The organism is Curtobacterium subtropicum (assembly GCF_030362975.1).
Taxonomy (GTDB): domain Bacteria; phylum Actinomycetota; class Actinomycetes; order Actinomycetales; family Microbacteriaceae; genus Curtobacterium; species Curtobacterium subtropicum.
The window spans coordinates 347,985-373,754 of record NZ_JAUCMM010000001.1; the positions used below are offsets into that span (position 1 = coordinate 347,985).

Consider the following 25,770-nt stretch of genomic DNA (forward strand, 5'->3'; position numbering starts at 1 on the left):
CGGCGGTACGCGCAGGTGTGTCACACCCGCTCCCGGGCGTCCCCGGGGAGGCGCTCTCGACCCGTCCGGCTCGCCTACGATGGCCTGGATGAGCACCGTCGTCGCGCCCCGGATGCGCCTGTTCGCCGTTGTCCTGTGGGCCGTCGCGGTCGTGCTGGTCCCCCTCGCGCTGCTGACCGGCGGCAACCCGTGGCTGGTCCCCGTCCCGAGCGTCTTCACGGCGTTCCTCGCCTGGGCCGTCCTCTGGCGCCCGCGCTTCGAGCTGACCGACGAAGCACTCACGATCGTCGACGTCCGTCGCACCAGCACCTACCCCTGGCGCCGCGTGCAGGAGGTGCGGACGAAGTACGGCATCGAGGTCGTGACGACCGAGGGGGTCCGCCGCACCTGGCTCGCGACGCGGCCGACCGCCGCACTCGGCATCCGTCAGGCCGGGGGCGGTGAGACCACTGCTGCGGACGTCACGCAGGTCGCGGACGTCCTCCGCATGCACGTCCCGGCACCCGTGGTGCACGACGGCCCGCCCCCGGCGACGGTCGAGGCGGCGACCATCACCCACCGCGTGCACGGCTGGTCCGTCACGACGATGATCGTGCTCGGCGTCGCGGCGTCGATGGCAGCGGCACAGCTCTAGACCGGCTCCGCTCCGGGCAGGAGGCGCATGGCGGGACCGCGCCGATCCTCCCGAACGACGCGTGCGCAGGCTGGAGGCGCTTGGCGGGACCGCGCGGAGCCTCCCGACCGACTCGTGCGCGGTCCGGAGGCGCGTGGCGGGACCGCGCGGAGCCTCCCGACCGACGCGTGCGCGGTCCGGAGGCGCGTGGCGGGACCGCGCGGAGCCTGCTGTCCATCCCGTGGTGCGACGACCCGTTCGTCGGTCAGGCCGCGAGCGCGACCGCGGAGACCACCAGCAGGGCCGCGACCACTGCTCCGGAGACCACGGCAGGGCGGTCCCACGCGCGACGGACGGCGGTGTCGCCCGGGTTCGACGCACGACGCGAGCGCCAGCGGTGACGGATCGTCCGGAGCTCCTCGGGCTCGTACGGCACGGAGAGCTCCCCCCGGCGGCCCGGGCGCGACCCGCGGATCGACGGCCCGCCGCGGCAGGTGACCGCCTGGCCGTCCACGGTCTGCACGACGATCTGCCAGCGCAGGCGGACGTCGGCGAGGGCCGCCCACGGGATGCGGGTGGTGCGCAACGGGTTCACGACCGTGAGGGCGTCGTCGTCGAGCCGGACGACCGGGCGGACCGTGAGCAGCCAGAGTGCCCACACGACCGCGGCGACCGGACCGATCGCCGACCAGACCACGTCCCAGCTCCCCCTCGCCACCGCGTCGACGAGCAGGAAGAGTCCCAGGACGGCGACGAGGCCGGACGCCACCGCCCCTCCGCGACCTGCGCGGAGGACGACGGGACGTCCGGCCTCGGGGTGGTGCAGCGGGATCAGCGCCCGAACTCGAACCCGGCACCCGGGATCGCGGCGAGCAGGTCCTTCGTGTACTGCTCCTTCGGGTCGGCGAAGACCTCGTCGGTCGTCGCCTTCTCGACGATCTGCCCCTTCCGCATGACGCAGACGTTGTCCGCGACGAGGCGGACGACCGCGAGGTCGTGCGTGATGAAGAGGTAGGTCAGGTCCAGCTCGGTCTGCAGCTCGGTCAGCAGGTCGAGGATCTGGCCCTGGACGAGCACGTCGAGCGCAGAAACTGCCTCGTCGAGCACGATGACCTCGGGCTTCAGCGCCAGCGCACGCGCGACGGCGATGCGCTGCCGCTGCCCGCCGGACAGCTCGTTCGGGTAGCGGTTGACCATCGACTTCGGCAGCGCGACCTGGTCGAGCAGCTCGAGCACGCGGGCCCGGCGGCTGGCCTTGTCGCCGACCTTGTGCGTGGCGAGGGGCTCGGCGATCGTGTTCCCGACGTTGTACATCGGGTCCAGCGAGCCGTACGGGTCCTGGAACACCGGCTGCACGCGGCGGCGGAAGTCGAACAGCTCCTTGCCCTTGAGTGCGCCGATGTCGATGCCGTCGAACGTCACCGAACCGCCGGTGATCGACTCGAGCTGCAGCACCAGCTTCGCCACGGTCGACTTGCCCGAACCGGACTCGCCGACGAGCGCCGTGGTGGTGCCCTTCGGGATCGCGAACGACACGTCGTCGACGGCCTTCAGCTCACGCGACTGCAGGTTCTTGCCGCGGAGCTTGTAGACCTTCTGCAGGTTGTTCACGACGATGAGGTCCTGCGCCGGACGGTGCTCGCGCTCCTGGGCGCGGGCGATCAGCTCGTCGTCCTCGCTGCCGACGTCGGCGATGCCGACCCGCTGGTGCTGCACCTTCGACTGGATGCGACGGCTCGCGAGCGAGGGCGCCGCGGCGACGAGGCGCTGCGTGTACGGGTGCTGCGGGTTCGCCAGGATCTCCTTGGACGGACCCGACTCGACGACCTGGCCCTTGTACATCACGACGAGCTTCTCGGCGCGCTCGGCGGCGAGGCCGAGGTCGTGCGTGATGAACAGGACCGAGGTGCCGAAGTCGCGGGTCAGCGTCTCGAGGTGGTCGAGGATGATCCGCTGCACGGTGACGTCGAGGGCCGAGGTCGGCTCGTCGGCGATGAGCAGCTGCGGGCGGCTCGACAGACCGATGCCGATGAGCACGCGCTGGCGCATGCCGCCGGAGAACTCGTGCGGGAACTGCTTCAGGCGGGTCGCGGCGTCGCCGAGGCCGGCCTCCTGCAGCACCTCGACCGCGCGGGCGCGGATCGCGTGCTTGCCGGTCGCCATGCCGTTGGCCTTGATCGCCTCTTCCACCTGGAAGCCGATCGACCACAGCGGGTTGAGGTTCGACATCGGGTCCTGCGGGACGTAGCCGATCTCCTTCCCGCGGATGCCGGCCATCTCCTTGTCGGACAGCCCGACGAGCTCACGCCCGTTGAACTTGATCGACCCGCCGGTGACCTCGCCGGTGCCGGCGAGGAGCTTGATGATCGCCTGGGCACTGGTCGACTTGCCCGAACCGGACTCGCCGACGATCGCCAGGCGCTCGCCCTGCTCGAGGGTGAAGTCCACGCCGCGGACGGCCTGGACCATGCCGCTCTGGGTGCGGAACCCGACCTGCAGGCCCGAGACCTCGAGCAGCGGGGCGCCGGATCCGGCCGGACGACGGGTGGTGGGATCGGTGAGCGTCTCGGTCATCGACGGGCCCTCGCCTTCGGGTCGAGCGCGTCGCGGACCACGTCGCCGAGGAGCAGGAACGCGAGCACGGTGATGGACAGGGCGGCGGACGGCCAGAAGATCGTCGACGGGTTGGTGCGGATCGACGTCTGCGCGGTGCCGATGTCGAGGCCCCAGCTGAGCGCCGACGGGGGCAGCCCGATACCGAGGAACGACAGGGTGGCCTCGGCGACGATGAACGAGCCGAGCGACACCGTCGCGATGACGATGACGGGGGCGATCGCGTTCGGGATCACGTGGCGCACGAGCGTGGTGAAGCGGCTGACCCCGAGCGCCGCCGAGGCGGTGACGTAGTCGGACTGCTTCGCGCTGAGCACGGCACCGCGCATGATGCGGGCGATCTGCGGCCACGCGAACGCGGCGAGCACGAGTGCCACCGTGAACGCGTTGCGCGCCGGGATGACCGACATGATCACGATCGCGCCGAGGATGGTCGGGATCGAGAAGAAGATGTCACCGATGCGGGAGACGATCGTGTCGAGCCAGCCGCCGTAGAAGCCGGCGAGGGCGCCGATGATGATGCCGACGAGCGACACCAGGATCGTCGCGACCAGGCCGACGATGACCGAGCTGCGCGCACCCCAGATGACTCGGGCGTACACGTCGTAGCCCTGGCGGTTGTACCCGAGCGGGTGGCCCGGACGCGCGCCCTCGTCACTGAAGTCGAGGTTCGCCGCGCGCGGGTCGACGTGCGTGAACAGGCCGGGGAAGATCGCGACGACGAGCACGAGCAGGATCAGGATCGACGAGATCCAGAACGTCGGGCGGACGCGCATGGAGTCCCACGCGTCGGTCCAGGTCGAGCGCGTCTTCTCCGTCTCGTCGACCTGGTCGACCGCCTGGAGCGGCGTCTCCTCGATCGGCGCGACGTAGTGCGTCGCGGAGCGGGGTTCGGCGTTACTTGGCATAGCGGATCCTCGGGTCCAGGACGGCGTAGAGCAGGTCGACCAGGAGGTTGGCGAGCATGAAGATGATGACCATCACGGCGACGAAGGAGACGACCGTGGGGCCCTCGCCGAGCTTGACGGCGCGGAACACCGTGCCACCGACACCGTTGATGTTGAAGATGCCCTCGGTCACCACCGCGCCGACCATCAGGTTGCCGATGTCGACACCGAGGTAGGTCACCACGGGGATGAGCGAGTTGCGGAAGATGTGCACCCCGACCACGCGGCGACGGGGCAGGCCCTTCGCGGTGGCGGTCCGCACGAAGTCAGCGCTCATGTTCTCGGCGACGCTGGCGCGCGTCAGACGGACGATGTACGCGAACGACACGGTCGCGAGCACGATCGCCGGGAGCACGAGCTCCGACCACGGTGCCTGACCCGACACGGTGACGCGGAACAGCCCGAGTTGGATGCCGAAGACGTACTGCAGCAGGAAGCCGACGACGAAGGTCGGCACCGAGATGAGCAGGAGCGAGACGACGAGCGCGGTGGTGTCGAACCACTTGCCCTTCTTGAGGCCCGCGATCACGCCGACGACGATGCCGGCGACGGCCTCGAAGAGCAGCGAGAGGAGCGCCAGGCGCGCGGTGATCGGGAAGGCCGACGCGAGCTGCTGCGACACCGGCAGGCCCGAGTAGGTGACGCCGAGGTCGCCCTTGAAGACACCGCCGATCCAGAGCAGGTACTGGACGAGGAACGGCTTGTCCAGGTTGTACTGCTGCCGGAGCTGCTCGATCACCTGCGGCGACGGCTGACGGTCGCCGAACAGCGCGGCGATCGGGTCGCCGGGCAGCGAGAAGACCATGAAGTAGATGAGGAACGTGGCCCCGAAGAAGACGGGGATGAGTTGCAGGAGGCGCTTGCCGAGGTACCAGAGCATCAGATCGCTCGGTCCTGCGCAGCGGCGCGCGTGTCGTTCTGGTTCATGTCGTGAGGGGTGGACGGCTCGCGGGTCGGCACGGGTGTCCGGTGCGGGCGGCGGCGCCCGCGGTGGTGGGGGTTGTGTTGCCGCCGAGGTACGGGGGCCCGGAGACCGTGTGGTCTCCGGACCCCCGTCCGGTGGCCGCGGAGCAGGATACCTGCTCGCGGTGTGTCCCAGCGGTACTGGACCGCAGCGGGACCGGTGTTACTTGGTGACCTCGATGTCGTAGTACAGCGGGACGGAGTCCCAACCGAACTTGACGTTCTTGACGTTGTCAGCCGACCAGACGCCGGTCACGTTGGAGTACCACAGCGGGATCTCCGGCAGGTCCTTGAACAGGAGTTCCTGGGCCTGGTCGAAGTACTTGTTGCCCTCTTCGACGGTCGCAGCCGAACGGCCCTTGGCGAGCAGGTCGTTGTACTCGGTCGAGTCGTAGCGCGCGTAGTTGCTGGACGAGCCCTCACCCATGGTCGGGCCGAGGAAGTTGTACAGCGACGGGTAGTCGGCCTGCCAACCGGTACGGCTACCGCCCGTGAGCTTGTCCTGCGTCTGCGTGTCCAGGGCCTCCTGGAACGTCGGCACGGCCTTGCCCTCGGCCTTGATCCCGAGCGTGTTCGAGATCGAGTTGGTGACCGCGGTCACCCATGCCTCGTGGCCACCATCGGCGTTGTACTGGATGGTGAGGGTCTCGTCGTACGGCGAGATCTCGTTGGCCTGCGCCCAGAGCTTCTTGGCCTCGGACGGGTTGTAGTCGAGGACGTCCGACCCGTCGAGCTTGTCGTTCCAGCCGGAGATCACCGGGGAGGTGAAGTCCTTGGCCGGGGTGCGGGTGCCGTCGAAGATTTTGTCGGTGATCTGCTTGCGGTTCACCGACAGCGACAGGGCCTCGCGACGGAGCTTGCCCTCCTCGCCGCTCCAGTGCTGCAGGTAGTACGGCATGTAGAACGCCTGGAAGATCGCAGCGGGCTGGTTGACGTTCGAGTCCGGGAAGTCCGACTTGTAGGTCTGGAAGGCGCTGTCCGGGATCGCGTCGAGCACGTCGAGGTTGCCGCCCTGCACGTCCGCGTAGGCGGTGTCCTGCGAGGTGTAGAACGTGATCGTCAGACCACCGTTCTTCGGCTTGCGCTTGCCGGCGTAGTCCTTGTTGGTGACGAGCTTGATCGACTGGTTGTGCGTCCAGGCGCTCTTGCCGTCGAGCTTGTACGGGCCGTTGCCGATCGGGTTCTCACCGAACGCCTTGGTGTCGTCGTAGAACGCCGACGGGAGCGGCATGAAGGCCGAGTAGCCGAGCGACAGCGGGAAGTCCGACTGCGCCGACTTCAGCGTGACGGTGAACTCGTCGTCGCTGACGACCTTGAGGCCGGTGAGCTCCGAGTCCGCGTCGGCGTTGTAGCCCTCGATGTTCTCGAAGAAGTAGCTCGCGCCCTGCGCGTTCGACTTCTGAGCAGCCCAGTTCCACGCCTTGGTGAACGACTCGGCCGTGACCTTCTCGCCGTTGGTGAAGGTGTAGCCGGTGTTGAGCTTGATGTCGTAGGTCTTGGAGTCATCGGTGTCGATGCTCTTCGCGACCTCGTCGACCGGCTTGCCGTCGGCGTCGTACGAGACGAGGCCCTCGAAGATCGACGTGATGATCTTGCCGCCACCGGTCTCGGTGGAGTTCGAGGGGATGAGCGGGTTCTGGGGCTCGGAGCCGTTCGTGGTGACGATCCCGGACGCGTTCGTCGAGCCCGAGTCACCGCCGTTGCCGCTTCCGTTGCTGGAGCAGCCGGTCAGGGCGATTGCTGTGGCCCCGAGCACGGCGAGGGCAGAGAGCCCAGCGCGCTTCTTGATCAAGGTTCCTCCTGGTGCATGGGACACGCCAGGCACAGAGGTGCTGCCGGGCGTGTTTGTCCTTGCACTGTAGGCAGTGCTCCGACCGCCGACCAAACCCTGCGGCCATCAGTTACAAACCGGAAACCAAGTTGCAGGATCGTTGCGGGAGGATGCAAGATTCGGGCGCTCTGACGGGGCCGGAGCGGGTTTGTTGCTTCTGCAACGAAGATGTTGCACGAGCACACACCGATGGGCTAGCCGAACGACTCCCGCCAGGAGGTGGAGCGCTCCGACGTCGGCCTGCTCGACGGCCCGGCACGGACGCCTGACGCACGTGTGCCCTGCCCGGGGTCCCGGACAGGGCACACGCTACGCGCTCAGCGCTCGGATCGCCGCCGTGTGACACGGACGGCGGGTCGGATCAGGCGAACGCCTCGATCGGCGGGCACGCGCAGACCAGGTTGCGGTCGCCGTACGCCTGGTCGATCCGGCGCACCGGCGGCCAGTACTTCCGGGTGCTGATGCCGGGCAGCGGGTAGACGCCCTGCTCACGCGTGTAGGCGTGCTCCCACTCGCCGGAGATCACGGAGGCAGCCGTGTGCGGGGCGTGCACGAGCGGGTTGTCGTCCGCCGGCCACTCCCCCCGCTCGACGGCCGCGGCCTCGGCACGGATGGCGAGCATCGCGTCGACGAACCGGTCGAGTTCGGCGAGGTCCTCGCTCTCGGTCGGCTCGACCATGAGCGTGCCCGCGACCGGGAACGACATGGTCGGCGCGTGGAAGCCGTAGTCGACCAGGCGCTTCGCGACGTCGTCCACCGTGATGCCGGAGGACTCGCGCAGGGGCCGCAGGTCGAGGATGCACTCGTGGGCGACCAGGCCGGACTCGCCGGTGTACAGGACCGGGAACGCCTCGCGGAGCCGCGCGGCGATGTAGTTCGCCCCGAGCACGGCGGCCTCGGTCGCTCGGGTCAGCCCCTCGAGCCCCATCATCCGCACGTAGGTCCAGGTGATCGGCAGGATGCTCGGGCTGCCGTAGGGCGCCGCGCTGACCGGGCCGCCCGCGTGCGCGAGCCGACCGTCGGCGCCGTCCGGCGCGGCCGCCGACGACCCGGGCCGCCGGTCCGCCTGCTGCGCCATCGGGTGCGCGGGCAGGAAGGGCGCGAGGTGCGCCTTCGCCGCCACCGGCCCGACACCGGGGCCACCGCCGCCGTGCGGGATGCAGAAGGTCTTGTGCAGGTTGAGGTGCGAGACGTCGCCGCCGAAGTCGCCGAACCGGGCGTGCCCGAGCAGCGCGTTGAGGTTCGCGCCGTCGACGTACACCTGGCCGCCGGCCTCGTGCACCGCGTCGCAGACCTCGCGGACGTCGTGCTCGTAGACCCCGTGGGTCGACGGGTACGTGATCATCAACGCGGCGAGGGTGTCCGCGTGCTGCGCCGTCTTCGCGCGGAGGTCGGCGAGGTCGACGTTGCCGTCCTCGTCGCAGGCCACGACGACGACCTGCATGCCGGCGAGCACGGCCGACGCGGCGTTCGTGCCGTGCGCGCTGGACGGGATGAGGCACACCGTGCGGTCCAGGTCGCCGCGGGACCGGTGGTAGCCGCGGATCGCGAGGAGCCCCGCGAGCTCACCCTGGCTGCCGGCGTTCGGCTGCAGCGACACCGTGTCGTACCCGGTGACCTCGGCCAACCACGACTCGAGGTCGCCGATCATGTCGAGGTACCCCTCGACGTCCTCACGCGGGGCGAACGGGTGCACGTTCGCGAACTCCGGCCAGGTCACCGCTGCCATCTCGGTCGCCGCGTTGAGCTTCATGGTGCAGCTGCCGAGCGGGATCATGCCCCGGTCGAGCGCGTAGTCCTTGTCCGACAGGTGCTTGAGGTACCGCATCATGCGGGTCTCGCTGCGGTGCGCGCTGAACACGGGGTGCGTCAGGTACTCGCTGCTGCGCAGCAGGTCGGACGGGAGGCCCGTGGTGGCGTCGCGCACGGCGCCCTCGGTCGCCGGGACGGTCACGTCCGCCGCCCCGAACACGCCGGCGAGCGCCGTCACGTCCTCCGGCGTGGTCGTCTCGTCCACCGACAGCTGCAGGGTGTCGGCGTCCACCAGGTGGAGCAGGCGGTCCGCGTCGCGCGCCGCGTCGACGATCGCCGCCGCACGGCCGGGAGCCCGGAGCGTGAGCGTGTCGAACCAGTGCTCGTGCACGACCTCGAGCCCGGCTGCACGCGCGACGTCGGCGAGCGCCGAGGTCGTGCGGGCCACCCGGTCCGCGATGAAGCGCAGTCCCTCCGGCCCGTGGTAGACGGCGTACATCGACGCCATCACGGCGAGCAGGACCTGCGCGGTGCAGATGTTGCTCGTCGCCTTCTCGCGACGGATGTGCTGTTCGCGGGTCTGCAGGCTGAGGCGGTAGGCCATCTGTCCGTCGGCGTCGAACGAGACACCGACCAGGCGGCCGGGCAGCTGGCGCTCGAGGCCGGCGCGGACCGCGAGGTACCCGGCGTGCGGGCCGCCGAAGCCGAGCGGGACGCCGAAGCGCTGGCTCGTGCCCACGGCGACGTCGGCACCCAGGTCGCCCGGGCTCGCCAGCAGCGTCATCGCGAGCAGGTCGGCCGCGACCACGGCGATCCCGCCGCCGGCGTGCACGCGCTCGATCGTCGCGGACGGGTCGACCACGCGTCCGGAGGCACCGGGGTACTGCAGGATCACGCCGAAGGCGCCCTCGAGGTCGTCGTCGCTCGGCCCGTCGACCGCGTCGAACTCGCGCAGCGTGATGCCCACGGCATCCGCACGGTGGTCGAGGAGCGCCCGGGTCTGCGGCAGCAGGTCGGCGTCCACGAGGAACGCGTCGCCCTTCACCTTCGACGCACGACGGGCCAGGAGCATGCCCTCGACCACGGCGGTGCCCTCGTCGAGCATCGACGCGCCGGCCGTCTCCATGCCGGTGAGGTCGGACACCATCGTCTGGAAGTTGATGAGCGCCTCGAGCCGGCCCTGCGAGATCTCCGGCTGGTAGGGCGTGTACGCCGTGTACCAGCTCGGGTTCTCGAGCACGTTCCGCTGGATGACCGCGGGCGTGTGGGTGCCGTGGTAGCCGAGGCCGATCATGGCGCGGCGGACGGTGTTCCGCCCGGCCTTCGCCCGGAGTTCGGCGAGCGCCTCGGTCTCCCCGACCGCCGCCGGGATCACCGAGTCGATGGCCGGGGCGGCGTGGATCGACTCCGGGATCGCCGCCCGGACGAGCGCGTCGAGGGACGGCTGGCCGACGGCGTCGAGCATGACCTGCTGGTCGGCACTCGTCGTGCCGATGTGTCGGTCGGCGAAGGACGTCTGGAGGTTCTGCTGCGCGCCGGTCATGCGAGGGACGCCCGGTAGGTGTCGTGGTCCATCAGGTCCTCGGGGAACGAGGTGCCGTCGACCTTCAGCTTCACGAGCCAGCCGGCGCCGAACGGGTCCTGGTTGACGGTGTCGGGGGCGTCGACCACGGCGTCGTTGATCGCGACGACCTCGCCCTCGATCGGGGCGAACAGCTCGCCGACGCTCTTGGTCGACTCGATCTCGCCCATCTGCGCCCCGGCGGTCGTGGTGGTGCCGACGGCGGGGAGCTCGACGTAGACGACGTCACCGAGCTGCTCGGCGGCGTGGTCGGTGATGCCGACGGTCACGGTGTCGCCCTCGACGAGGACCCACTCGTGGTCGGCGGTGTACTGCAGTGCGGTCTGGTCGGTCACGGGATCAGCCTCTCGGAGTGCGGCGGTAGAAGGGGAACGGGGTGACGGTGCTGGGGATCGCGGTCCCCCGGACGTCGATGTGGAGGAGTTGCCCCTCGTCGGCCACGGCCGGGTCGACGAAGGCCATCGCGACGGGGTGTCCGAGCGTCGGGGACAGCGCCCCGGACGTGACGGTGCCCACCACGGTGCCGTCGTGCACGACGTCGTAGCCGGCACGGGGAGCTCGGCGCCCCTCGGTGACGAGCCCGACGAGCACGCGGGCGCCGGGAGCGGGCTCGACACCGGCGTCCCCGACGAAGGAGCCCGAGGTCGCGACGACCCGACCGAGCCCGGCCTGGGCGGGTCGGACGTCGGTGGAGAGCTCGTGCCCGTAGAGCGGCATGCCGGCCTCGAGGCGCAGGGTGTCCCGCGCGGCGAGCCCGGCGGGGACGACACCGCGGTCGGCACCGGTCTCGAGCAGGGCGTCCCAGATCGACGACGCGACCTCGGTGTCGCTGTAGATCTCGAAGCCGTCCTCGCCGGTGTACCCGGTGCGGGCGACCAGGACCTCGGCGCCGTCGAACAGCGCGTGCAGGACGCGGTAGTAGCGGAGCTCGTCGAGCGGGGTCTCCGGCTGCAGACGGTCGGCCACGACCAGGGCGTCGAGCGTGCCCGCGGCGGCCGGACCCTGGATCGCCACGAGCGCCGTCGTGTCCGAGTCGTCGGTCACCTCGACGTCGTACCCGGCGCTGCGGTCCTGCAGCGCCGAGACCGCGACGGACCGGTTGGCGGCGTTCGCCACGACCAGGAAGACGTCCTCGCCGGTGCGGTACACGACGAGGTCGTCGAGGATCCCGCCGTCCTCGGCGAGGAGCAGCGAGTACTTGGCACGGCCGATCGGCATCGCGCCGAACGACCCGGCGAGCGCGTGGTCGAGGAACGGCACCGCACCCGGGCCGACGACACCGACCTCGGCCATGTGCGACAGGTCGAAGACGCCTGCGGCCTGGCGCACGGCGTGGTGCTCGGCGAGGTCGGACGAGTACCGCACGGGCATCCGGTACCCGGCGAAGTCGGTGAAGGTGGCGCCCGCAGCCTCGTGCGCGGGTTCGAGTGGGGAGGAACGCATGACGGAGTTCTCCTGGCATCGGCAGGACCCGACGGCCGTCGTCGGGTGGGAACTCCCCCTCTGTCATGGGCCTGAGAGTTTCACCGCGGCCCGTGAGGTCCGGCGGCTTTCACCGTGGGCGAGACACCGCGCGCGCCCGGCGGGGACGCGTGTCTGCTTTTCAGAGTGGCCTGTCCGCTGCGGTGTGGGACCTGAGAGATTGACGGGGAGGTTGCTCCTTCGGTGCCGTGCGCGTGCGCTCGGCTCTCCCGCGGCGGGTGTGCGGCCGGTGTTGAGTTGTGCAGGCCCGAGCATACCGACCCCGCGTTTCGGGCATGTGTCGCGGCACCGTCTTCGACGTCTCGTAGAATGCGGGGATGGCAGGACAGCGATCGCGCCCCCGCGGGCAGCTCGAGCAGGCGGTCCTCGAGACCCTGCGCGCCGCAGCCGACCGCGGGATCGTCGACGGCTGCACGGCCCGCCAGGTGCTGGATGCCTTCCCCGAGCCGCGGCCCGCACTGACGACGATGCTGACCGTGCTCGACCGGCTCGGCCGCAAGGGCCAGGTCGAGCGGCAGGAGCACGACGACGCCCCGCTGACCTTCCGCGCCGTGCACAGTCGTGAGCAGCAGACCGCATCGCTGATGTCGAGCGCACTCGCCGCCGCGTCGGACCGCGAGGCCGCCCTGCTGCAGTTCACCGGGTCGCTCGCCTCGGACGACCTCGACGTCCTGCGTCGCGCCCTCGACGCCCGAGCCCAGTCCTGAGAGAAGCCGCCGCGTGGTCGTCGCCGGAGTCGTCCTCATCGCACTCGCCCTCGTCATCGTGGTGGTCGCCCCGCGCGTCCTGACCCGGTCCGCCTGGACGATCGACCACCCGCGCACCGCACTGGTGTCCTGGTCCGTCGCAGTCCTGCTCGGTGTGGTCGGCTTCGTCGTCGGCATCACCCTGGTGGTCGTCGCGGACCGCCCGCTCACGGACCCGTTCGGGCTCGGCGAGTCGCCCACGCACGGGTTCGACATCGGCGTCGCGCTGCTCGCCGTGCTCGCCTTCGTGGTCGCCGTGCGGGTCCGTCCCGGCCCGGAGCACGAGGCCGTCCGCGAGGCCATGCGCTCGGGCGCCGCGCCGCACCGGCAGATCGACGGCACGACCGTCGCCCTGGTCGAGGCGGACCACGCGCTCGCCTGCGCGGTCCCCGGCCGGTCCGGCGGTGTGCTCGTCAGCACCGGGCTGGCGGACCTGCTGCGGACCGACGAACTGGAGGCCGTGGTCGCCCACGAGCGCGCCCACCTGACCCAGCGCCACGCGGTGGCCGTCGCGGTCGCCGAGTCGATCGAGCGCGCGGTCCCGTGGGTGCCGGGTGCGCGCGCCATGGCGCGGTCGACGCGCGTCCTCGTCGAGTTCGCGGCCGATGATGCGGCGGCCCGACGCGTCGGACGTGACGCCCTGCGGCGGGCGGTGCTCGTGGCGGACGGGACGAGCGCGCTCGGGGCGGTTCGCGCCTCCCGGCTCTCCTGAACCCGCCGGACGCGCCTGTCGGCGGCGAGGCATAGGCTTGCGGGCACCGTGAAGCCACTGACCGAAGCAGACATCCGTTCGTCGTTCGTGAACGCCACCCCGGACGAGCTCGAGCAGCTCCCGATCCCGGGGCTGCACGAGATGCTGTGGGACGAGCGCGAGTTCCTGGGCTGGCGCGATCCCCAGGCCGCCCGTCGCGGCTACATCGTGTCGTGGATCGACGACCGCCCCGTGGGCATCGTCGTCCGCTCCGCCGGTGGGTCCCTGCGCCCGGGCATCGCCGCGATGTGCTCGTTCTGCCACTCGCCGCAGCCGGCCACGCAGGTCCGGCTGTTCTCGGCCGCCCGCGCCGGTGAGTCCGGTCGCAACGGCAACACCATCGGCTCGTACATCTGCGAGGACCTCGGCTGCTCGATGCTCATCCGTACCGCGCCGCCGCACCTCAACCCACCGGCGACGATCGCCATGCGCGGCGAGGCGCTGCTGCAGCGCGTACGGAACTTCACCGAGGACGTCTCGAAGACCGCGTGAGCCGGTTCGACACCGCACGCTGGGCCGTCGTCGAGGAGTCGGGCGACGGCCGGTGGCGACTCAGCATCCGCGACGAGGCCGACGACGAGCTCGGGGCCCTCGGCCTCGGTGTCGAGGGAGCGTGGGACCCCGACGTCGAGCCGCACGTGGCGTTCGTGCTCGTGCAGCTCGGGCTGACCCTGCGCGGCGCCCGACCGTGGCACCAGGACGAACTCGGTGACCAGCGGGCCCCGGTGCTGCCGCTCGGCTGACCTGCGCGCTGCTGCGGAGCCCGGTGTCGAACCACGGATCCGACATCGAACCGACCGCGCGCCCTGGTTCGATGTCAGATCCCTGGTTCGATCCGGCGCGGTGCGGTACCGCGGGACTCAGGGCTCGGTCGCGGCGATGAAGTTGCGGAGGATCTCGCGGTCATCGTCCGCTCGGACCGCCCAGACGAGTTCACTGCGGGCGGGGTCGTCCTGCAGGGGCAGCAGCACCACCGTTTCGGGCGCCGCCAGGGTCGCGCTCTCCGGCGCGACCGTCACGCCGAGCCCCGCTCCGACCAGGTGCAGCACGGTGGCCCACGTCGTGGCCTCCTGCACGACCTCGGGCCGACGTCCGTCGACGACCACGGGAGCGAGGTTGCGTTCGGTCGCGACCGCACCGGCGACGGCGGGGAAGAACACGAACGGGTCGTCGACCAGCTCGGTGCCGCGGATCGACGTCCGCTCAGCGAGCCGGTGCCCGAGCGGGACCGCCGCGACGAACCGCTCCCTCCGGAACGGCAGGAAGCGCACGGCGGGGTCCGGGTCGGGGTCGCGCAGGACGGCCAGGTCGAGCTCGCCCCGGACGATGCGGGCGAGGAGCGACGAGGAGTAGCCCTCCGTCAACTCGACACGGACGAGCGGGTACCGCTGCCGGAAGGCCTGGACGCGCTCGATCGGACCGAGGGGCAACGCCGAGACGACGAACCCGACGTCGAGTCGCCCCACCTCACCACGTCCGACCCGCACGACCTCGTCGAGGTCACGCGCTGCCTGGTCGAGCAGCGACCGGGCCCGACCCTGCAGCACCCGACCGGCCGCGGTGAGCGCGACGCTCCGCGAGGTCCGGACGAACAGGTCCACGCCGAGGTCACGCTCGGTCCGTCGGATCCGCTGCGAGAGTGCGGGCTGGGCGATGCGCAGTCGCTCCGCGGCCCGCCCGAAGTGCAACTCGTCGGCGACGGCGAGGAACGCCCGGAGCTGTCGCAGATCGACATCCATGCACACAGCCTATCGATCAGCACGAACGAGTATTGGACGCGAACGGATGATCGCCCGAGGATGGATCCATGCCCGAGACGACCCCCACGCTGACCATCGCCGAACTCGAGACCGCCGCCGACGCCGACGCCTTCCGCACCCTCAACGAGGCGTGGATCGAGCAGTACTTCACCCTCGAGGACGAGGACCGTGCGATCCTCGGTGACCCGGCCGGGCGCATCATCGAGCCCGGCGGCGCGGTGTTCGTCGCACGGCTCGACGACGAGGTGATCGGCTGCATCGGGATCATGCCGGTCGGCGACCGCGTGTTCGAGCTCGTCAAGATGGCGGTCTCGCCGTCTCACCAGGGCCACGGCACCGGCCGGAAGCTCATCGCCGCCGCGCTCGATCGCGCCCGGACCCTCGGCGCGCAGCGGGTCGCACTCGAGAGCAACAGTGCCCTGGCGAGTGCGGTGCACCTGTACGAGGCGTTCGGCTTCCGGCACCTCGATCACGACGAGATCGCCCCGAGCCCCTACGTCCGTGCGGACGTCCACATGGTGCTCGACCTGGTGTGACCCCGAGTCGGTAGCGTCGCGGTCGTGCACATCCGACCGCGCAGCGACGACGACCTGCGGCAGTTGGTCGAGGTGCTGCGGCGCACGCACGACCAGGACGGCTACCCGGCGCACTGGCCGAACGATCCCGCGTCGTGGTTGACGCCGCCCGGGCACCTCACCGCCTGGACCGCGTGGTCGTCCGGTACCGCGGTCGGGCACGTCGGACTGGCCGCTCCCGACAGGGACGCGGCCTCGCTGGTCACCCGGCTCGTCGTCCACCCGGACCACCGCGGGCGCGGGATCGCCGACGCACTGCTCGCGACCGCGGAAGCCGCCGCCGGAACCGCCTGCGCCGTGCCTGCCCTCCGGCTCGACGTGACCGAGGAGACCCCGGGCGCGTGGCGGCTCTACGAACGCCGTGGCTGGCGGCTGACGCACCGCGCCCCCGCGGACTGGGCGAAGCCGGACGGGACCGTCCCGACCATGCGGTGGTACGAGAAGCGCCTGTGGTGACCCGGTACGCTCGCCGCATGGCGACGTACGAGGTGCAGGCCGTCCGTGAGCGCGGCGTGTGGCAGGTGTTCATCGAGGGGACCCCGATCACCGAGGTCCTGCGGTGGTCGTCCGTCGGCCCGGTCGCGCGGGAGTTCCTCGCGATGGACCGCGACGACGACCTGCGCATCCGCGTGGTCGGCCGCAACCAGTACGTCGACGTCCCGTCCGACTGACGCCCCGTCGCTACCGTGCAGCCGCGACCAGCTGCTGCGCTCGCTGGTGCGAGACCTCGAGCAACGGACCGATCTCCCGGACCGTGAGCCCCGCTTCATGCAGCGCGAGCGCCGCCGCCGCGGTCTCGCGCGTCGCCTCGGACCGTGCTCGTTCGGCGGCCTCACGCAGCGCCTTCGCGCGATCGAGGTGCTCCCGCGCCGACGCCGGCATCACCACCTCGACCTCGAGTTCGAAGGAATCCGGATCGCGCTCGTGCAACGCCGCCAGCCAGTCGCGGGCCATCGGCTCGATGTCGCGCTGACGCTTCGCCTGGGTCATCGGCTGGCCGTCGATCCAGACGACCCAGTAGCGGGCGCCGCGTTCCGCGCGCACGTGGTGAGTGCTCATGGTCTCCCCGAGTCCTTCCGATCACAGTTCCGCAGGATCGCGCGGGCCGTCTGCTCCTCGATCTCGCGGTGCCTCGGCACGATCACCGTCGCCCCGCCGAAGCGGTAGACGTCGTGGCGCCCGCCGTGCCGGTGAAGACGGAAGTCGACCCCGGTGTCAGCCGCGAGTCGGTCGAGCCGCCGGAGCAGGTCCGCCCGCTTCACGGTACGCGTCCAACCGGGACTAGGCAATGTTGGCCAACGGCACTGGACAAGACGGGGTCGGTCGACTGCACGCCGCGAGCCTCGCCGCTCCGGGGCCATGCCGCAGAGCGTTCGCCCCTGTTGTGGAGTGAGCGTCGAGCAGTACCACCTGTGCAGGAACGACGTCCCGGCGCCGGACGCGCCAGATGCGCGCGGCTGAGTCGCGCCTCCAGACCGACAGCTCGTCATCCGCCGCTCACGCGACGTGCCAGACCAGCCCTTCCTGCGCACTCGACGGGTAGGCCGCCGCGATGCGGTGCACCGCCTCGCGCAGGGTCTCCGGCGAGCACGCCAGGTTCAGCCGCGCGAACCCCCGGCCCTGCGCGCCGAACCCCAGCCCGGAGTTGAGCGCGACGTAGGCGTGCTCACGGAGCGGCACCGCCGGGTCGTCCCCCAGACCGATCCCCCGGAAGTCGAGCCACGCCAGGTACCCGGCTCGCGGCCGCGTGTAGACGACCCCGGGCAGGTGCTCGGCGAGGAGCGAGCCGAGCAACCGCTCGTTCGCGACGATCCGCGCGACGACGTCGTCGAGCCAGTCGGTCGCCAGGCTGAAGGCCGCCAGGTTCGCGTGCAGCCCGAGGATGCTCGTGCGGCAGGCGACCTCCTCCCACAGGGTGTCGAGGAGCGCCGCGGTCCGGTCGTCCCCCGCGACCATCACGGAGCACTTCACCCCGGCGAGGTTCCAGCCCTTGCTCGCGCTCGTGACGCAGACGCTGCGGGCGCCCGCGGGCTCGCCCACCATCGCGAACGGGGTGAACCGGACGCCGGGGTGCGTGAGCGGTGCGTGGATCTCGTCGCTGATGACGAGCACGTCGTACCGAGCGGCGAGTCCAGCGAGCGCCTCGAGGTCGGCGCGGTCGTGCACGAGCCCCATCGGGTTGTGCGGGTTGCAGAGCAGGAAGACGCGGACGCCGCCTGCGAAGGCGCGCTCGAGTCCGTCGAGGTCGAGCCGGTAGACGCCCCACTGCTCGGTGAGCGGGACCTCCTCGACCTGACATCGCGCCTCCTCCACGAGCTCGAAGAACGGCGGGTACACCGGCGGGGTGATCGCGACGCGTCCGCCGTCCGGCAGCGCGAGCCGCAGTGACTCGACGATCCCCACGCTGACATCGGTGGCGAGGTGCACCCGCGCTGGGTCGACGGCCCAGCCCCACCGGTCGCGCGCGAACTGCGCGAACGCCGGCGCGAGCGGCCCGGGGCCGTCGAGGTACCCGAGGTCGGACTGCTGCACCCGCTCGACGAGCGCCTGGCGGATCGCCGGTGCGACGTCGTGGTCCATCTCGGCCACGAACAGGGGCAGCACGTCGGGCGCGTAGCGCGTCCACTTGATGCTCGTACGGACCCCGCGGAGCGTGCCGACCGGGTCCTGTTCGTCGTCCGCCATGCGTCCCAGCATGCATCGACCGGGAGGCGCGGTGCGAGTCCGGACGTCATCGCACGTCGTCTGCCGGTCCGGTCCCGGTCGCGCCACGCGTCCGCCGCATAGGTTCGGGACCATGAGCACGAGCACCGCCGACAAGGCGACCACCCTCAAGCAGCTGCACGAGGCCCCCGAGATCCTGCGCGTCGTGAACGTGTGGGACGCGATCAGCGCGAAGGTCGTCAGCGACCTGCCGGAGACGAAGGCCATCGCCACGGCCGGGCACTCCATCGCCGCGAGCCACGGCTACGACGACGGCGGGATGCCGCTCGACGTCGCCCTCGCGGGTGCCGCGACCGTCGCCGCCGCCACGGACCTGCCCGTCACGGCGGACCTGGACGACGGGTACGACGACCCGGCGGAGACGATCCGCCGTGCCATCGGAGCGGGGATCGTCGGCGCGAACGTCGAGGACCGGCTCCGCCCGTTCGACGAGGCCGTGGCCCGCGTCGCCGCGATCACCGCCGCCGTCGAGGCCGAGGGCATCGACTTCCAGCTCAACGCCCGCACGGACGCGATCGCGCGCGGTGGCGACCGCCCCATCGACGAGAGCATCGAGGACGCCATCGCCCGCGGCAAGGCGTTCCTCGACGTCGGAGCGCCGCTCGTCTTCGTGCCGGGTGCCATCCAGCGCGACGTGGTCGAGCGACTCGTCGACGGGCTCGGCCGCGGCAGGCTCTCGGTGATCGGCCTGCCCGGTGCCCTGTCCGCCGCCGAGTACCAGGAGCTCGGTGTCGCGCGCATCTCCTACGGCCCGCTCACGCAGCGCGTCGCGCTGCGGGCGCTCCGCGACCTGGCGACCGACCTGTACGGCGACGGCGTCGTGCCGGAGGACACCCCGGTCCTCAACTGAGCCCGGTGACGGACGGGAGGCCCGTGGCGGTGTCGCCACGGGCCTCCCGTCCGTCTCGTGGTCCGTCAGGACCGTCCGCTCAGCCGAGCGGTCCGTACAGGGTCGGCGCGGTACGCGCCTTCGTGACCTGCTCGAAGGAGTACCCGAGCCCGATGAGCGTGCCCTCGTCGAAGGACCGACCGAGGAACTCGAGGTTGACGCCACCGCCGGTGACCGTGCCGTCGGTAGCGGTCGCCTGACCCATCGGGACCGTCAGCGCCGGCATGCCGGTGTTCGGGCTGAGCCGCATGTTCGTCGACTGGGTGCCGTACGGCGTGCCCGACGGGTAGACCAGGGCGTCGAGGTCCTGGTCCTCCAGCATCTGCGTCACGAGTGCCTTGCCGGCCGCGAGCTGCGTCGTGTGCGATCCGGTCGGGCCGGCCCACGCCTGGTACTGCGCGTCGGTGATCGTGTTCCGCGACTCGTAGGTGGACTTCCGGCTCGGTACGTACTGCCCGGAGTCGAGGATGCCCTGCAGCGACCGCGCGGGCACGTCGGGGTCGAGGTGCTTGGCGACGTACGCGTCGAGATCATGCTTGAACTCGTTCGTGCTGCCGCTGCCCTCGGAGAGCACCCGGTTGAACGCCGTCGTCGGGGCGATCGGCACCACCGTGGCACCGGCGGTCGTCAGCTTCGCCACGGACTCGTCGAACAGGCGCTTCGTCGTGGCGTTCGTGCCGACCATGCTCGTGACGTACCCGATCCGTGCGCCCTGCAGCGACGTCGGGTCGAGCGACGAGGTGTACGACGTCGGGACCTTGCCGGACTGGGCGCTCGTGACCGGGTCAGCGGCGTCGACCCCGGTCACGGCGTCGAGTGCGACCGCGGCGTCCGTCACCGACCGGGCGATCGGGCCACCGGTGTCCTGCGACAGCGCGAGCGGGATGATGCCGTCCCGGCTGGCCAGCCCGACCGTCGGGCGGATGCCGACGAGCTGGTTGTAGGTCGACGGGATGCGGATCGAGCCGCCCGTGTCCGTGCCGAACCCGATCCCGGCCAGGTTCGCCGCGATCGCCGCACCGGTGCCGCCGCTGGAGCCACCGGCGCTCTGGGAGGTCACGTACGGACTCGCCACGAGGAGCGAGGAGCCGGCGGGCTGTCCGGTCGAGAACTCGGAGACGAAGCCGTAGGCGAACTCGTCGAGACTGGCCTTGGCGAGGATGACCGCACCGGCGTCGCGGAGGCCGGCGACCATCGTCGCGTCGGTGTCGGTCTGGTTCGCTCCCCAGCACGAGCAGCCGCCCGTGGTCGGCATGTCCTTCGTGTCGTAGTTGTCCTTCACCGCGATCGGCACGCCGAGCAGCATGCTCGTCATGCCGTGGACCGCCCGCTCGGTGTCGGCGGCCTTCGCGGCGGCCAGTGCGGCGGCGTTCGTCGTGATGATCGAGTTGAGCGGTCGGCCGCCCGTCGCCGTGTCGATCCTCGTCCGGTCGAAGGCGGCGATCCGGTCGAGGTACTCCTGCGTGATGGCGACGGAGGTCGTGACCCCCGCGTTCATCGCCGCCTGCATGTCGATCGTGGACGCCTCGACGAGCTGGAACGGTCCGTCGTCGTAGATGATCCGCTGGGACAGCGCGGCGAGGTCGGCGACCGTGATGACGCCGTCGCCGTCCGTGTCGGCGGCGGCGACCGCGTCCCACTCTGCGTCGGCACCGGTCGCCGGCCGGATGGTCCCGAGGTGGTCGCCGAGCACGGCGAGGTCGTCCTCGGTCACCTGCTCGTCACCGGTGAGGTCGAGTTCCGTGTAGTAGGGCGCGAGCATGGCGGCGGGGCGGGCGTCCACCGACGGGGCGGCGGCAGCGGTCAGGCTCGGGACGGCGACGATGCCCGCGCCGACGATGGCGATCAACGAAGCACCGGTGACGGCGGTGCGTCGACGCGCTGCGGAACGGGCAGCGCGATCGGTGTGGGCGGTCATGCGGCGTCTCCGTTGCGCTCGCGGCGCGCACGTCGGGCGCGCAGGGTGACGAGGGTGGTGCCGAGTGCGAGCAGCGCCAGCGAGGCGGCAGCCCACGGCGCGACTTCCGCACCGGTCCAGGCGAGCGCTCCGCCGGCGGGACGGACGGGGGCTCCCCCGGCGCCGACCGGGACCGCGGTCGCGGTGCTGCCGGGGGTCGGGGCGGTGGACGTGCTCGGTGTCGGTTCGGGTCCGTCGGTCGGGTTCGGCGCCGCGGTCGGTGCCGGCGTCGGGACGGCAGCGACGCTGACGGTGGTCGACGCCGGGTCGGTCAGGGTCGTCGAGCTGCCGTCGGAGCCGACGAGCACGACGCTCGCCACCGCCAGGTCGGTGTCACCGGCAGCCGTCGGCGTCAGCGTCAGCGAGGTGGCGAGGTCGCCGCTCAGCGCCGGCGAGGTGCCGAGCCGGGAGTGCACGACCGTGATGCTGTCGGCGTCCTGTTCGACGCGGTCGAAGCCACCGTCGGGGCCGGAGACGCTGCCGTCGACGACGGCGAGGGCGTCCTCGTCGGTGTCGATCGTGATCTCGTAGGCGTAGACGTCGGTCGTCGCCGGGATCGTGACGTCGAGGTCGAACGGTTCGCCGATCGTCGCGCTCGACGGCGCTGCGATGCGGACGGTGGTGGCTGTGGGCGCCGCGGCCGCTGGCGTCGCGGCGAGGACGGTGAGGACGGTGACCCCGGCCACGATCGTCGCAGGGACGATCGCGGCTCGAGGGCACCGCAGGGTTCGGTGCTGCATCCGAGCAGGTCCTTCGGGAAAGGGTGGGAGGGAGGGAGGGAGGGAGGGAGGGAGGGAGGGAGTCTGAGCGGGTACTCAGTGGTCCGCACGCTAACGGCGCACTGTTTCACGCACCGGCGTCGCGCGTTTCCGCGGCGTTACGTGCCGAGGACTCTGGACGTGCGGCCGGGAGCGACGTATACTGTCCAGCTGGTGCACTGCAGCGAACCCATCTGACTCGCGCACACCAGCCCGTCTCGACACCGACCCGCCGGGTCGCATTCCACCGAGACCACCGCTCAGTCCGACCGGACGAGCTGCACGTCGAGACTCGACGTGCGCGCCCGCAGCCGATGCGTCGCGCCGGACCACGAAGTCCGCCGACCACGGCACGACCGGGCGCCGAACGACCAGGAAGTACCGCACCACCATGACCAGCAACGACCGCATCACCATCACGGGCACCGCACTCGCGGCGCCCACCGTCTCCCCCGACCGCATCGCCGAGTTCCCGGTGCGCGACGACCGCTCGCAGCGCGAGTACCTCGTCCGCATCCCCGCCGACGACCTGCGCCTGTTCGTCACGCGTGACGCTCGGGTGACTGTCGACGGCGAGGCCGGGTGGACCGTCCCCGGCCGCTCCTGGCGGGGCGAGGCGAGCCGGACCATCCTGCTCGCGCGCCGCGTCGGCAGGGGCGAGCTCGCCCTGGCCGCTTAGGTCGGGCCCTGCTCAGGGCCGCTCGCGGTCCTCAGACCATCCGAACGCCGTCGGCCCAGTGCCGGCGGCGTTCGTCGCGTCCGATTCCTGCGCGCTCGTCGCGCGCTGCTCTTGCGCGTCGTCGTGCGCTGCTCGTGCGCGCCCGTCGCCGGCTCAGGCGGGGTCGTACGAGGACGGCTGCTCGGCACCGCGGAAGCGCATCCCGCCGTCGGCGTTCACCGGGAGCGCCGGACCCGCCCGTCGCGCCGCGTCGCGGAGCCGACGGATGAAGGCCGGGTCCTCGGGCTCGAGCTCGTCGTCCGGGGCGACGGTCACGCAGAGCTCGCTCGCCGGGCCGACCAACAGGATCGACGTCGACACCGATCCGTCGTCGCCCACGCTCGGCACCGTGATCGTGTCGGTGCGCGCGTTCGCGCCGAGGACGGCCGCGTAGTCGGCGACCGCGTCCGCGATCAGGTCCCCCGTGAGGATCAGGCTCGCGTCGTAGTGGATGTACTTCACGTGTCCTCCTCGTCTCGTCCTCGACGGTAGGTTCCGCCTGTGCGAGGAGGTTCGGAGTGTGCGTTCCGTGGCCACTCACGTCCACGGCACTCGGGTGGTCAGACCTGGGGCGGATCCGTCCGGAGACGCTTGGCCTCGGGCTCGTCGGAGTGCGACGACGCGGCATCGGCGAACCGTCCGCCGCCGACCGCCTTCGTACGACGCGCGAGCTCGTTGACGAGGTCCTCATCCTCCGGCTCCAGCTCGTCGTCCGGCGCCACCTCGACCATGATCTGCGAGGCCGGACCGAGCAGCACCTCCGCCGTCGTGCCGTAGCCCTCGGCGTCTGCGGTCGGGATCTCGACGATGTCGGTCGTCCCGTTCTCGCCGAGCGCAGCGGCGTAGGCGAGCACCGCCTCGGCGATCGCGTCGCCGGTCATCACTCGGTTCTCTCCGTAGACCACGTACTTCACCAGTGCAGTCAACGCCCTGCCTGAGCCGGGCACTCAGCTTGGCCTGCCGCCGGGGGACGCGCTGCTCGTCCGCCACGCCGGGACGGCACGACTGCGCGGATCGGCTCTTCCCAGTTCTGGGGACTGTTCAGGGCAGCGACGACCCACTGGACTGGGGTCATGCGACCGTTCCAACCCCTCGACACGTCAGCGCTGCTGCGGGTCGAGATCGTCGACGCGATGATCCGCGTGCTCCGCGCCAATGCCCTGCACGAGGTCTCGTACGAGCACGTGGCCACCGAAGCCGGACGACCGCTCGACGTCGTGTCCGAGGTCTTCCCGACGTGGGACGGGCTGCTGCTCGCCACGATCGACCAGTGGAACGACCAGCGGACCACCGAACTGCTGCCGATCGCCGAGCGCAGCGGCACGATCGTGTTCCTCCGCGCCATCGTCCGGGCGAACGTCGCCGACCCGTCGCTCATGCGGTTCCTGACCTCGATGCTCAACATCGCCGCGACGCCGCACCACCCGCTCGCACCGATGCTCCACCTGCGCTGGCGCCGCTTCCACGCCTTCGTGCTCGCGGCCCTGCAGCGGGACGTCGAGCTCGGCCGGGAGCCGCACACCATGGAACCGGCCCGCGGTGCCGAACAGCTGCTCGCGACGTACGAGGGGCTGCAACTGCAGTCGATGGTCCGGCCGGAGATGGACCTGCTCGAGTCGTTCGACCGGGCGGTCACCCGACTCCGCGAGGGCTGGTCGCGTGAGTACGTGCCGCCGGTGTGGGACCTCGAGGCGGTCGGCGGCGTCTGACCGAGAGCAGCGCCCGCGCAGCCGACGGCTGCACGGGCGCTCCTGGCAACGGCACTCAGTTGTTGAAGCGGAACTCCACCACGTCGCCGTCCTGCATGACGTAGTCCTTGCCCTCGATGCGGGCCTTGCCGTGCGCCCGCGCCTCGGCGATCGACCCGGCCTCCATGAGGTCCTCGAACGAGATGACCTCGGCCTTGATGAAGCCCTTCTCGAAGTCGGTGTGGATGACGCCAGCAGCCTGGGGGGCCTTCCACCCCTTGCCGATCGTCCAGGCACGCGCTTCCTTGGGCCCAGCCGTCAGGTAGGTCTGCAGCCCGAGGGTGTCGAACCCGATGCGCGCGAGCTGGTCGAGGCCCGACTCGGTCTGCCCCGTCGACTCCAGGAGCTCCGCGGCGTCCTCGGGGTCGAGGTCGATGAGCTCGGACTCGATCTTCGCGTCGAGGAACACGGCCTGCGCGGGAGCGACCAGCGCGGCGAGCTCGGCCTTGCGCGACTCGTCGGTCAGGATCGACTCGTCGACGTTGAAGACGAAGATGAACGGCTTGGCGCTGAGCAGCCCGAGCTCGGCGATCGGCGCCAGGTCGATCGAGGTCGCGGACAGCAGGGTGCCCTGCTCGAGTGCGGCCTTCGCCTCCTTCGCGGTCTCGAGCACGATCGGCTCGGCCTGCTTGAGCTTCACGGTCTTCTCGTACCGCGGCAGGGCCTTCTCGATGGTCTCGAGGTCGGCGAGGATCAGCTCGGTGTTGATGACCTCGAGGTCGTCCTTCGGCGAGACCTTGTTCGCCACGTGCACGACGTCGTCGTCGGCGAAGCCGCGGACGACCTGCGCGATGGCGTCGGCCTCGCGGATGTTCGCGAGGAACTTGTTGCCGAGGCCCTCGCCCTCGCTCGCGCCCTTGACGATGCCGGCGATGTCGACGAACGACACGGGCGCCGGCACGGTCTTCTCGGAGTTGAAGAGCGTCGCGAGCTGGTCGAGCCGCGGGTCGGGCAGGTTCACCACGCCGACGTTCGGTTCGATCGTCGCGAACGGGTAGTTCGCGGCGAGGACCTGGTTCTTGGTCAGGGCGTTGAACAGGGTCGACTTGCCGACGTTCGGGAGACCGACGATTCCGATGGTGAGAGCCACGGGAGGAAAGCCTACCGGCGGCGACCCGCCGGGGCCGACCCGCTCCTCCAGGCCGGTGCGGTCAGAGCGGCCAGATGCCGAACAGGAAGCGCAGCAACGTGAGCAGCAGACCCTGCGCGATCCCCACGACGATGCAGGCGACCAGCCCCGCCGTCGCGAGCAGCGTCACGCCCAGACCGACTCCGCGACGGACCGTGTGCGGTCGTGCGTCGACGCGGTCAGCGCGCGCCAGCAGCTCGTCCAGGTCCCTCGACTCCCCCATGCGCCGACT

29 protein-coding genes and 1 riboswitch are annotated in these 25,770 nt (G+C 71.1%); of the genes, 11 read left to right on the plus strand and 18 right to left on the minus strand.

All coding sequences use genetic code 11. The annotated features are described in order from the left end of the window. Positions 1-88: 88 nt before the first annotated feature. On the plus strand, positions 89-634 hold the full coding sequence (locus QUG98_RS01565; protein WP_289468883.1) for a PH domain-containing protein: 546 nt from the start codon (positions 89-91) through the stop codon (positions 632-634). A 244-nt stretch (positions 635-878) separates the two neighbouring features. On the opposite strand, the gene QUG98_RS01570 is transcribed toward QUG98_RS01565, so the two are convergent. From QUG98_RS01570 to gcvT, 8 genes are all read right to left on the minus strand, one after another. After that, positions 879-1,382, minus strand: a complete 504-nt coding sequence (locus tag QUG98_RS01570; RefSeq protein WP_289468884.1) for a PH domain-containing protein — start codon at positions 1,380-1,382, stop codon at positions 879-881. A gap of 62 nt (positions 1,383-1,444) precedes the next feature. Beyond that, entirely contained in the window at positions 1,445-3,187 is a 1,743-nt protein-coding gene (locus QUG98_RS01575) for a dipeptide ABC transporter ATP-binding protein (RefSeq protein ID WP_289468885.1), read from the minus strand. Next, positions 3,184-4,134, minus strand: coding sequence for an ABC transporter permease (locus QUG98_RS01580; protein ID WP_289468886.1), 951 nt, complete (start codon positions 4,132-4,134; stop codon positions 3,184-3,186). Before QUG98_RS01580 ends, QUG98_RS01575 begins: the two co-directional genes overlap by 4 nt. After that, positions 4,124-5,053 (minus strand): ABC transporter permease, encoded by a 930-nt coding sequence (locus QUG98_RS01585; protein ID WP_137766701.1) that lies wholly within the window; start codon positions 5,051-5,053, stop codon positions 4,124-4,126. The genes QUG98_RS01580 and QUG98_RS01585 overlap by 11 nt, the downstream gene beginning before the upstream one ends. Before the next feature lie 246 nt (positions 5,054-5,299). Beyond that, positions 5,300-6,928 (minus strand): peptide ABC transporter substrate-binding protein, encoded by a 1,629-nt coding sequence (locus tag QUG98_RS01590; RefSeq protein WP_289468887.1) that lies wholly within the window; start codon positions 6,926-6,928, stop codon positions 5,300-5,302. A 400-nt stretch (positions 6,929-7,328) separates the two neighbouring features. Beyond that, complete coding sequence (gene gcvP, locus QUG98_RS01595) at positions 7,329-10,262, minus strand: aminomethyl-transferring glycine dehydrogenase (RefSeq protein WP_289468888.1); 2,934 nt, start codon at positions 10,260-10,262, stop codon at positions 7,329-7,331. Then, positions 10,259-10,636 carry a glycine cleavage system protein GcvH gene (gene gcvH / locus QUG98_RS01600; RefSeq protein WP_224442591.1) on the minus strand — a complete coding sequence of 126 codons (378 nt, stop codon included), beginning with the start codon at positions 10,634-10,636 and terminating at the stop codon, positions 10,259-10,261. The genes gcvP and gcvH overlap by 4 nt, the downstream gene beginning before the upstream one ends. Positions 10,637-10,640: 4 nt before the next feature. Continuing rightward, complete coding sequence (gene gcvT, locus QUG98_RS01605; RefSeq protein WP_289468889.1) at positions 10,641-11,744, minus strand: glycine cleavage system aminomethyltransferase GcvT; 1,104 nt, start codon at positions 11,742-11,744, stop codon at positions 10,641-10,643. 170 nt (positions 11,745-11,914) lie between these two features. Continuing rightward, positions 11,915-12,005: riboswitch (glycine riboswitch) on the minus strand. A gap of 95 nt (positions 12,006-12,100) precedes the next feature. Here gcvT and QUG98_RS01610 point away from each other — a divergent pair. Genes QUG98_RS01610 through QUG98_RS01625 form a run of 4 tightly spaced genes read left to right on the plus strand, consistent with a single transcriptional unit; the run spans position 12,101 to position 14,023 of the window. Further along, entirely contained in the window at positions 12,101-12,490 is a 390-nt protein-coding gene (locus QUG98_RS01610; protein WP_289468890.1) for a BlaI/MecI/CopY family transcriptional regulator, read from the plus strand. A 13-nt stretch (positions 12,491-12,503) separates the two neighbouring features. Further along, positions 12,504-13,241, plus strand: coding sequence for a M56 family metallopeptidase (locus QUG98_RS01615; RefSeq protein WP_289468891.1), 738 nt, complete (start codon positions 12,504-12,506; stop codon positions 13,239-13,241). Between the two features lie 48 nt (positions 13,242-13,289). Next, positions 13,290-13,772, plus strand: coding sequence for an FBP domain-containing protein (locus QUG98_RS01620; RefSeq protein ID WP_058728205.1), 483 nt, complete (start codon positions 13,290-13,292; stop codon positions 13,770-13,772). Further along, positions 13,769-14,023: a hypothetical protein gene (locus tag QUG98_RS01625; RefSeq protein ID WP_289468892.1), complete on the plus strand. Its 255-nt coding sequence runs from the start codon at positions 13,769-13,771 to the stop codon at positions 14,021-14,023. The genes QUG98_RS01620 and QUG98_RS01625 overlap by 4 nt, the downstream gene beginning before the upstream one ends. 117 nt (positions 14,024-14,140) lie before the next feature. On the opposite strand, the gene QUG98_RS01630 is transcribed toward QUG98_RS01625, so the two are convergent. Further along, the gene (locus QUG98_RS01630) at positions 14,141-15,019 is read right to left on the minus strand and encodes a LysR substrate-binding domain-containing protein (RefSeq protein ID WP_289468893.1); all 879 of its coding nucleotides are present in this window, start codon (positions 15,017-15,019) and stop codon (positions 14,141-14,143) included. 68 nt (positions 15,020-15,087) lie between these two features. Between QUG98_RS01630 and QUG98_RS01635 the strand changes: the two genes are divergently transcribed. The 3 genes from QUG98_RS01635 to QUG98_RS01645 are packed head-to-tail and all read left to right on the plus strand — an operon-like array spanning position 15,088 to position 16,286. Then, positions 15,088-15,576: a GNAT family N-acetyltransferase gene (locus tag QUG98_RS01635; protein WP_289468894.1), complete on the plus strand. Its 489-nt coding sequence runs from the start codon at positions 15,088-15,090 to the stop codon at positions 15,574-15,576. Positions 15,577-15,600: 24 nt separating this feature from the next. Then, positions 15,601-16,071 carry a GNAT family N-acetyltransferase gene (locus QUG98_RS01640; protein ID WP_289468895.1) on the plus strand — a complete coding sequence of 157 codons (471 nt, stop codon included), beginning with the start codon at positions 15,601-15,603 and terminating at the stop codon, positions 16,069-16,071. A gap of 17 nt (positions 16,072-16,088) precedes the next feature. After that, positions 16,089-16,286, plus strand: coding sequence for a hypothetical protein (locus QUG98_RS01645; protein WP_153001716.1), 198 nt, complete (start codon positions 16,089-16,091; stop codon positions 16,284-16,286). A 10-nt stretch (positions 16,287-16,296) separates the two neighbouring features. Here the strand turns inward: QUG98_RS01645 and QUG98_RS01650 are convergent, their stop codons facing one another. The 3 genes from QUG98_RS01650 to QUG98_RS01660 all read right to left on the minus strand — a co-directional run bounded on the left by QUG98_RS01650 (position 16,297) and on the right by QUG98_RS01660 (position 18,300). Next, positions 16,297-16,674, minus strand: a complete 378-nt coding sequence (locus QUG98_RS01650; RefSeq protein WP_289468896.1) for a hypothetical protein — start codon at positions 16,672-16,674, stop codon at positions 16,297-16,299. After that, a complete protein-coding gene (locus tag QUG98_RS01655) occupies positions 16,671-16,877 on the minus strand; it encodes a type II toxin-antitoxin system HicA family toxin (RefSeq protein ID WP_289468897.1) in 207 nt (68 codons plus the stop codon). The genes QUG98_RS01650 and QUG98_RS01655 overlap by 4 nt, the downstream gene beginning before the upstream one ends. Positions 16,878-17,112: 235 nt before the next feature. Further along, positions 17,113-18,300, minus strand: coding sequence for a MalY/PatB family protein (locus QUG98_RS01660; protein WP_289468898.1), 1,188 nt, complete (start codon positions 18,298-18,300; stop codon positions 17,113-17,115). A 112-nt stretch (positions 18,301-18,412) separates the two neighbouring features. On the opposite strand from QUG98_RS01660, the gene QUG98_RS01665 reads away from it, so the two are divergent. Next, complete coding sequence (locus QUG98_RS01665; protein ID WP_289468899.1) at positions 18,413-19,189, plus strand: isocitrate lyase/PEP mutase family protein; 777 nt, start codon at positions 18,413-18,415, stop codon at positions 19,187-19,189. 79 nt (positions 19,190-19,268) lie between these two features. On the opposite strand, the gene QUG98_RS01670 is transcribed toward QUG98_RS01665, so the two are convergent. Both QUG98_RS01670 and QUG98_RS01675 read right to left on the minus strand, forming a co-directional pair. After that, positions 19,269-21,146 carry an amidase family protein gene (locus QUG98_RS01670; protein WP_289468900.1) on the minus strand — a complete coding sequence of 626 codons (1,878 nt, stop codon included), beginning with the start codon at positions 21,144-21,146 and terminating at the stop codon, positions 19,269-19,271. Next, positions 21,143-21,925: a hypothetical protein gene (locus tag QUG98_RS01675; protein WP_289468901.1), complete on the minus strand. Its 783-nt coding sequence runs from the start codon at positions 21,923-21,925 to the stop codon at positions 21,143-21,145. Before QUG98_RS01675 ends, QUG98_RS01670 begins: the two co-directional genes overlap by 4 nt. 409 nt (positions 21,926-22,334) lie before the next feature. Here QUG98_RS01675 and QUG98_RS01680 point away from each other — a divergent pair, with 409 nt between their 5' ends. Beyond that, entirely contained in the window at positions 22,335-22,622 is a 288-nt protein-coding gene (locus tag QUG98_RS01680; RefSeq protein ID WP_289468902.1) for a hypothetical protein, read from the plus strand. 153 nt (positions 22,623-22,775) lie between these two features. Here QUG98_RS01680 and QUG98_RS01685 read toward each other — a convergent pair whose 3' ends face one another. Continuing rightward, complete coding sequence (locus QUG98_RS01685) at positions 22,776-23,123, minus strand: hypothetical protein (protein ID WP_289468903.1); 348 nt, start codon at positions 23,121-23,123, stop codon at positions 22,776-22,778. 98 nt (positions 23,124-23,221) lie between these two features. Beyond that, positions 23,222-23,575, minus strand: coding sequence for a hypothetical protein (locus QUG98_RS01690; RefSeq protein WP_289468904.1), 354 nt, complete (start codon positions 23,573-23,575; stop codon positions 23,222-23,224). Between the two features lie 159 nt (positions 23,576-23,734). Here QUG98_RS01690 and QUG98_RS01695 point away from each other — a divergent pair, with 159 nt between their 5' ends. Continuing rightward, entirely contained in the window at positions 23,735-24,370 is a 636-nt protein-coding gene (locus tag QUG98_RS01695; protein ID WP_289468905.1) for a TetR family transcriptional regulator C-terminal domain-containing protein, read from the plus strand. Positions 24,371-24,425: 55 nt separating this feature from the next. Here QUG98_RS01695 and ychF read toward each other — a convergent pair whose 3' ends face one another. After that, on the minus strand, positions 24,426-25,499 hold the full coding sequence (gene ychF, locus QUG98_RS01700; RefSeq protein WP_289468906.1) for a redox-regulated ATPase YchF: 1,074 nt from the start codon (positions 25,497-25,499) through the stop codon (positions 24,426-24,428). Between the two features lie 61 nt (positions 25,500-25,560). Next, entirely contained in the window at positions 25,561-25,761 is a 201-nt protein-coding gene (locus QUG98_RS01705) for a hypothetical protein (protein ID WP_289468907.1), read from the minus strand. Positions 25,762-25,770: the final 9 nt, after the last annotated feature.

What these genes read in the sequence shown, in the direction of transcription:
- gcvP (WP_289468888.1), bottom strand. Translation starts at nt 10,262, where the DNA reads ATGACCGGCGCGCAGCAGAACCTCCAGACGTCCTTCGCCGACCGACAC.
- QUG98_RS01660 (WP_289468898.1), bottom strand. Translation starts at nt 18,300, where the DNA reads ATGGCGGACGACGAACAGGACCCGGTCGGCACGCTCCGCGGGGTCCGT.
- QUG98_RS01650 (WP_289468896.1), bottom strand. Translation starts at nt 16,674, where the DNA reads ATGAGCACTCACCACGTGCGCGCGGAACGCGGCGCCCGCTACTGGGTC.
- QUG98_RS01680 (WP_289468902.1), top strand. Translation starts at nt 22,335, where the DNA reads ATGACCAGCAACGACCGCATCACCATCACGGGCACCGCACTCGCGGCG.
- QUG98_RS01610 (WP_289468890.1), top strand. Translation starts at nt 12,101, where the DNA reads ATGGCAGGACAGCGATCGCGCCCCCGCGGGCAGCTCGAGCAGGCGGTC.
- QUG98_RS01635 (WP_289468894.1), top strand. Translation starts at nt 15,088, where the DNA reads ATGCCCGAGACGACCCCCACGCTGACCATCGCCGAACTCGAGACCGCC.
- QUG98_RS01675 (WP_289468901.1), bottom strand. Translation starts at nt 21,925, where the DNA reads ATGCAGCACCGAACCCTGCGGTGCCCTCGAGCCGCGATCGTCCCTGCG.
- QUG98_RS01575 (WP_289468885.1), bottom strand. Translation starts at nt 3,187, where the DNA reads ATGACCGAGACGCTCACCGATCCCACCACCCGTCGTCCGGCCGGATCC.
- QUG98_RS01645 (WP_153001716.1), top strand. Translation starts at nt 16,089, where the DNA reads ATGGCGACGTACGAGGTGCAGGCCGTCCGTGAGCGCGGCGTGTGGCAG.
- QUG98_RS01665 (WP_289468899.1), top strand. Translation starts at nt 18,413, where the DNA reads ATGAGCACGAGCACCGCCGACAAGGCGACCACCCTCAAGCAGCTGCAC.
- QUG98_RS01565 (WP_289468883.1), top strand. Translation starts at nt 89, where the DNA reads ATGAGCACCGTCGTCGCGCCCCGGATGCGCCTGTTCGCCGTTGTCCTG.
- QUG98_RS01705 (WP_289468907.1), bottom strand. Translation starts at nt 25,761, where the DNA reads ATGGGGGAGTCGAGGGACCTGGACGAGCTGCTGGCGCGCGCTGACCGC.
- QUG98_RS01695 (WP_289468905.1), top strand. Translation starts at nt 23,735, where the DNA reads ATGCGACCGTTCCAACCCCTCGACACGTCAGCGCTGCTGCGGGTCGAG.
- QUG98_RS01630 (WP_289468893.1), bottom strand. Translation starts at nt 15,019, where the DNA reads ATGGATGTCGATCTGCGACAGCTCCGGGCGTTCCTCGCCGTCGCCGAC.
- gcvT (WP_289468889.1), bottom strand. Translation starts at nt 11,744, where the DNA reads ATGCGTTCCTCCCCACTCGAACCCGCGCACGAGGCTGCGGGCGCCACC.
- QUG98_RS01580 (WP_289468886.1), bottom strand. Translation starts at nt 4,134, where the DNA reads ATGCCAAGTAACGCCGAACCCCGCTCCGCGACGCACTACGTCGCGCCG.
- QUG98_RS01585 (WP_137766701.1), bottom strand. Translation starts at nt 5,053, where the DNA reads ATGCTCTGGTACCTCGGCAAGCGCCTCCTGCAACTCATCCCCGTCTTC.
- QUG98_RS01670 (WP_289468900.1), bottom strand. Translation starts at nt 21,146, where the DNA reads ATGACCGCCCACACCGATCGCGCTGCCCGTTCCGCAGCGCGTCGACGC.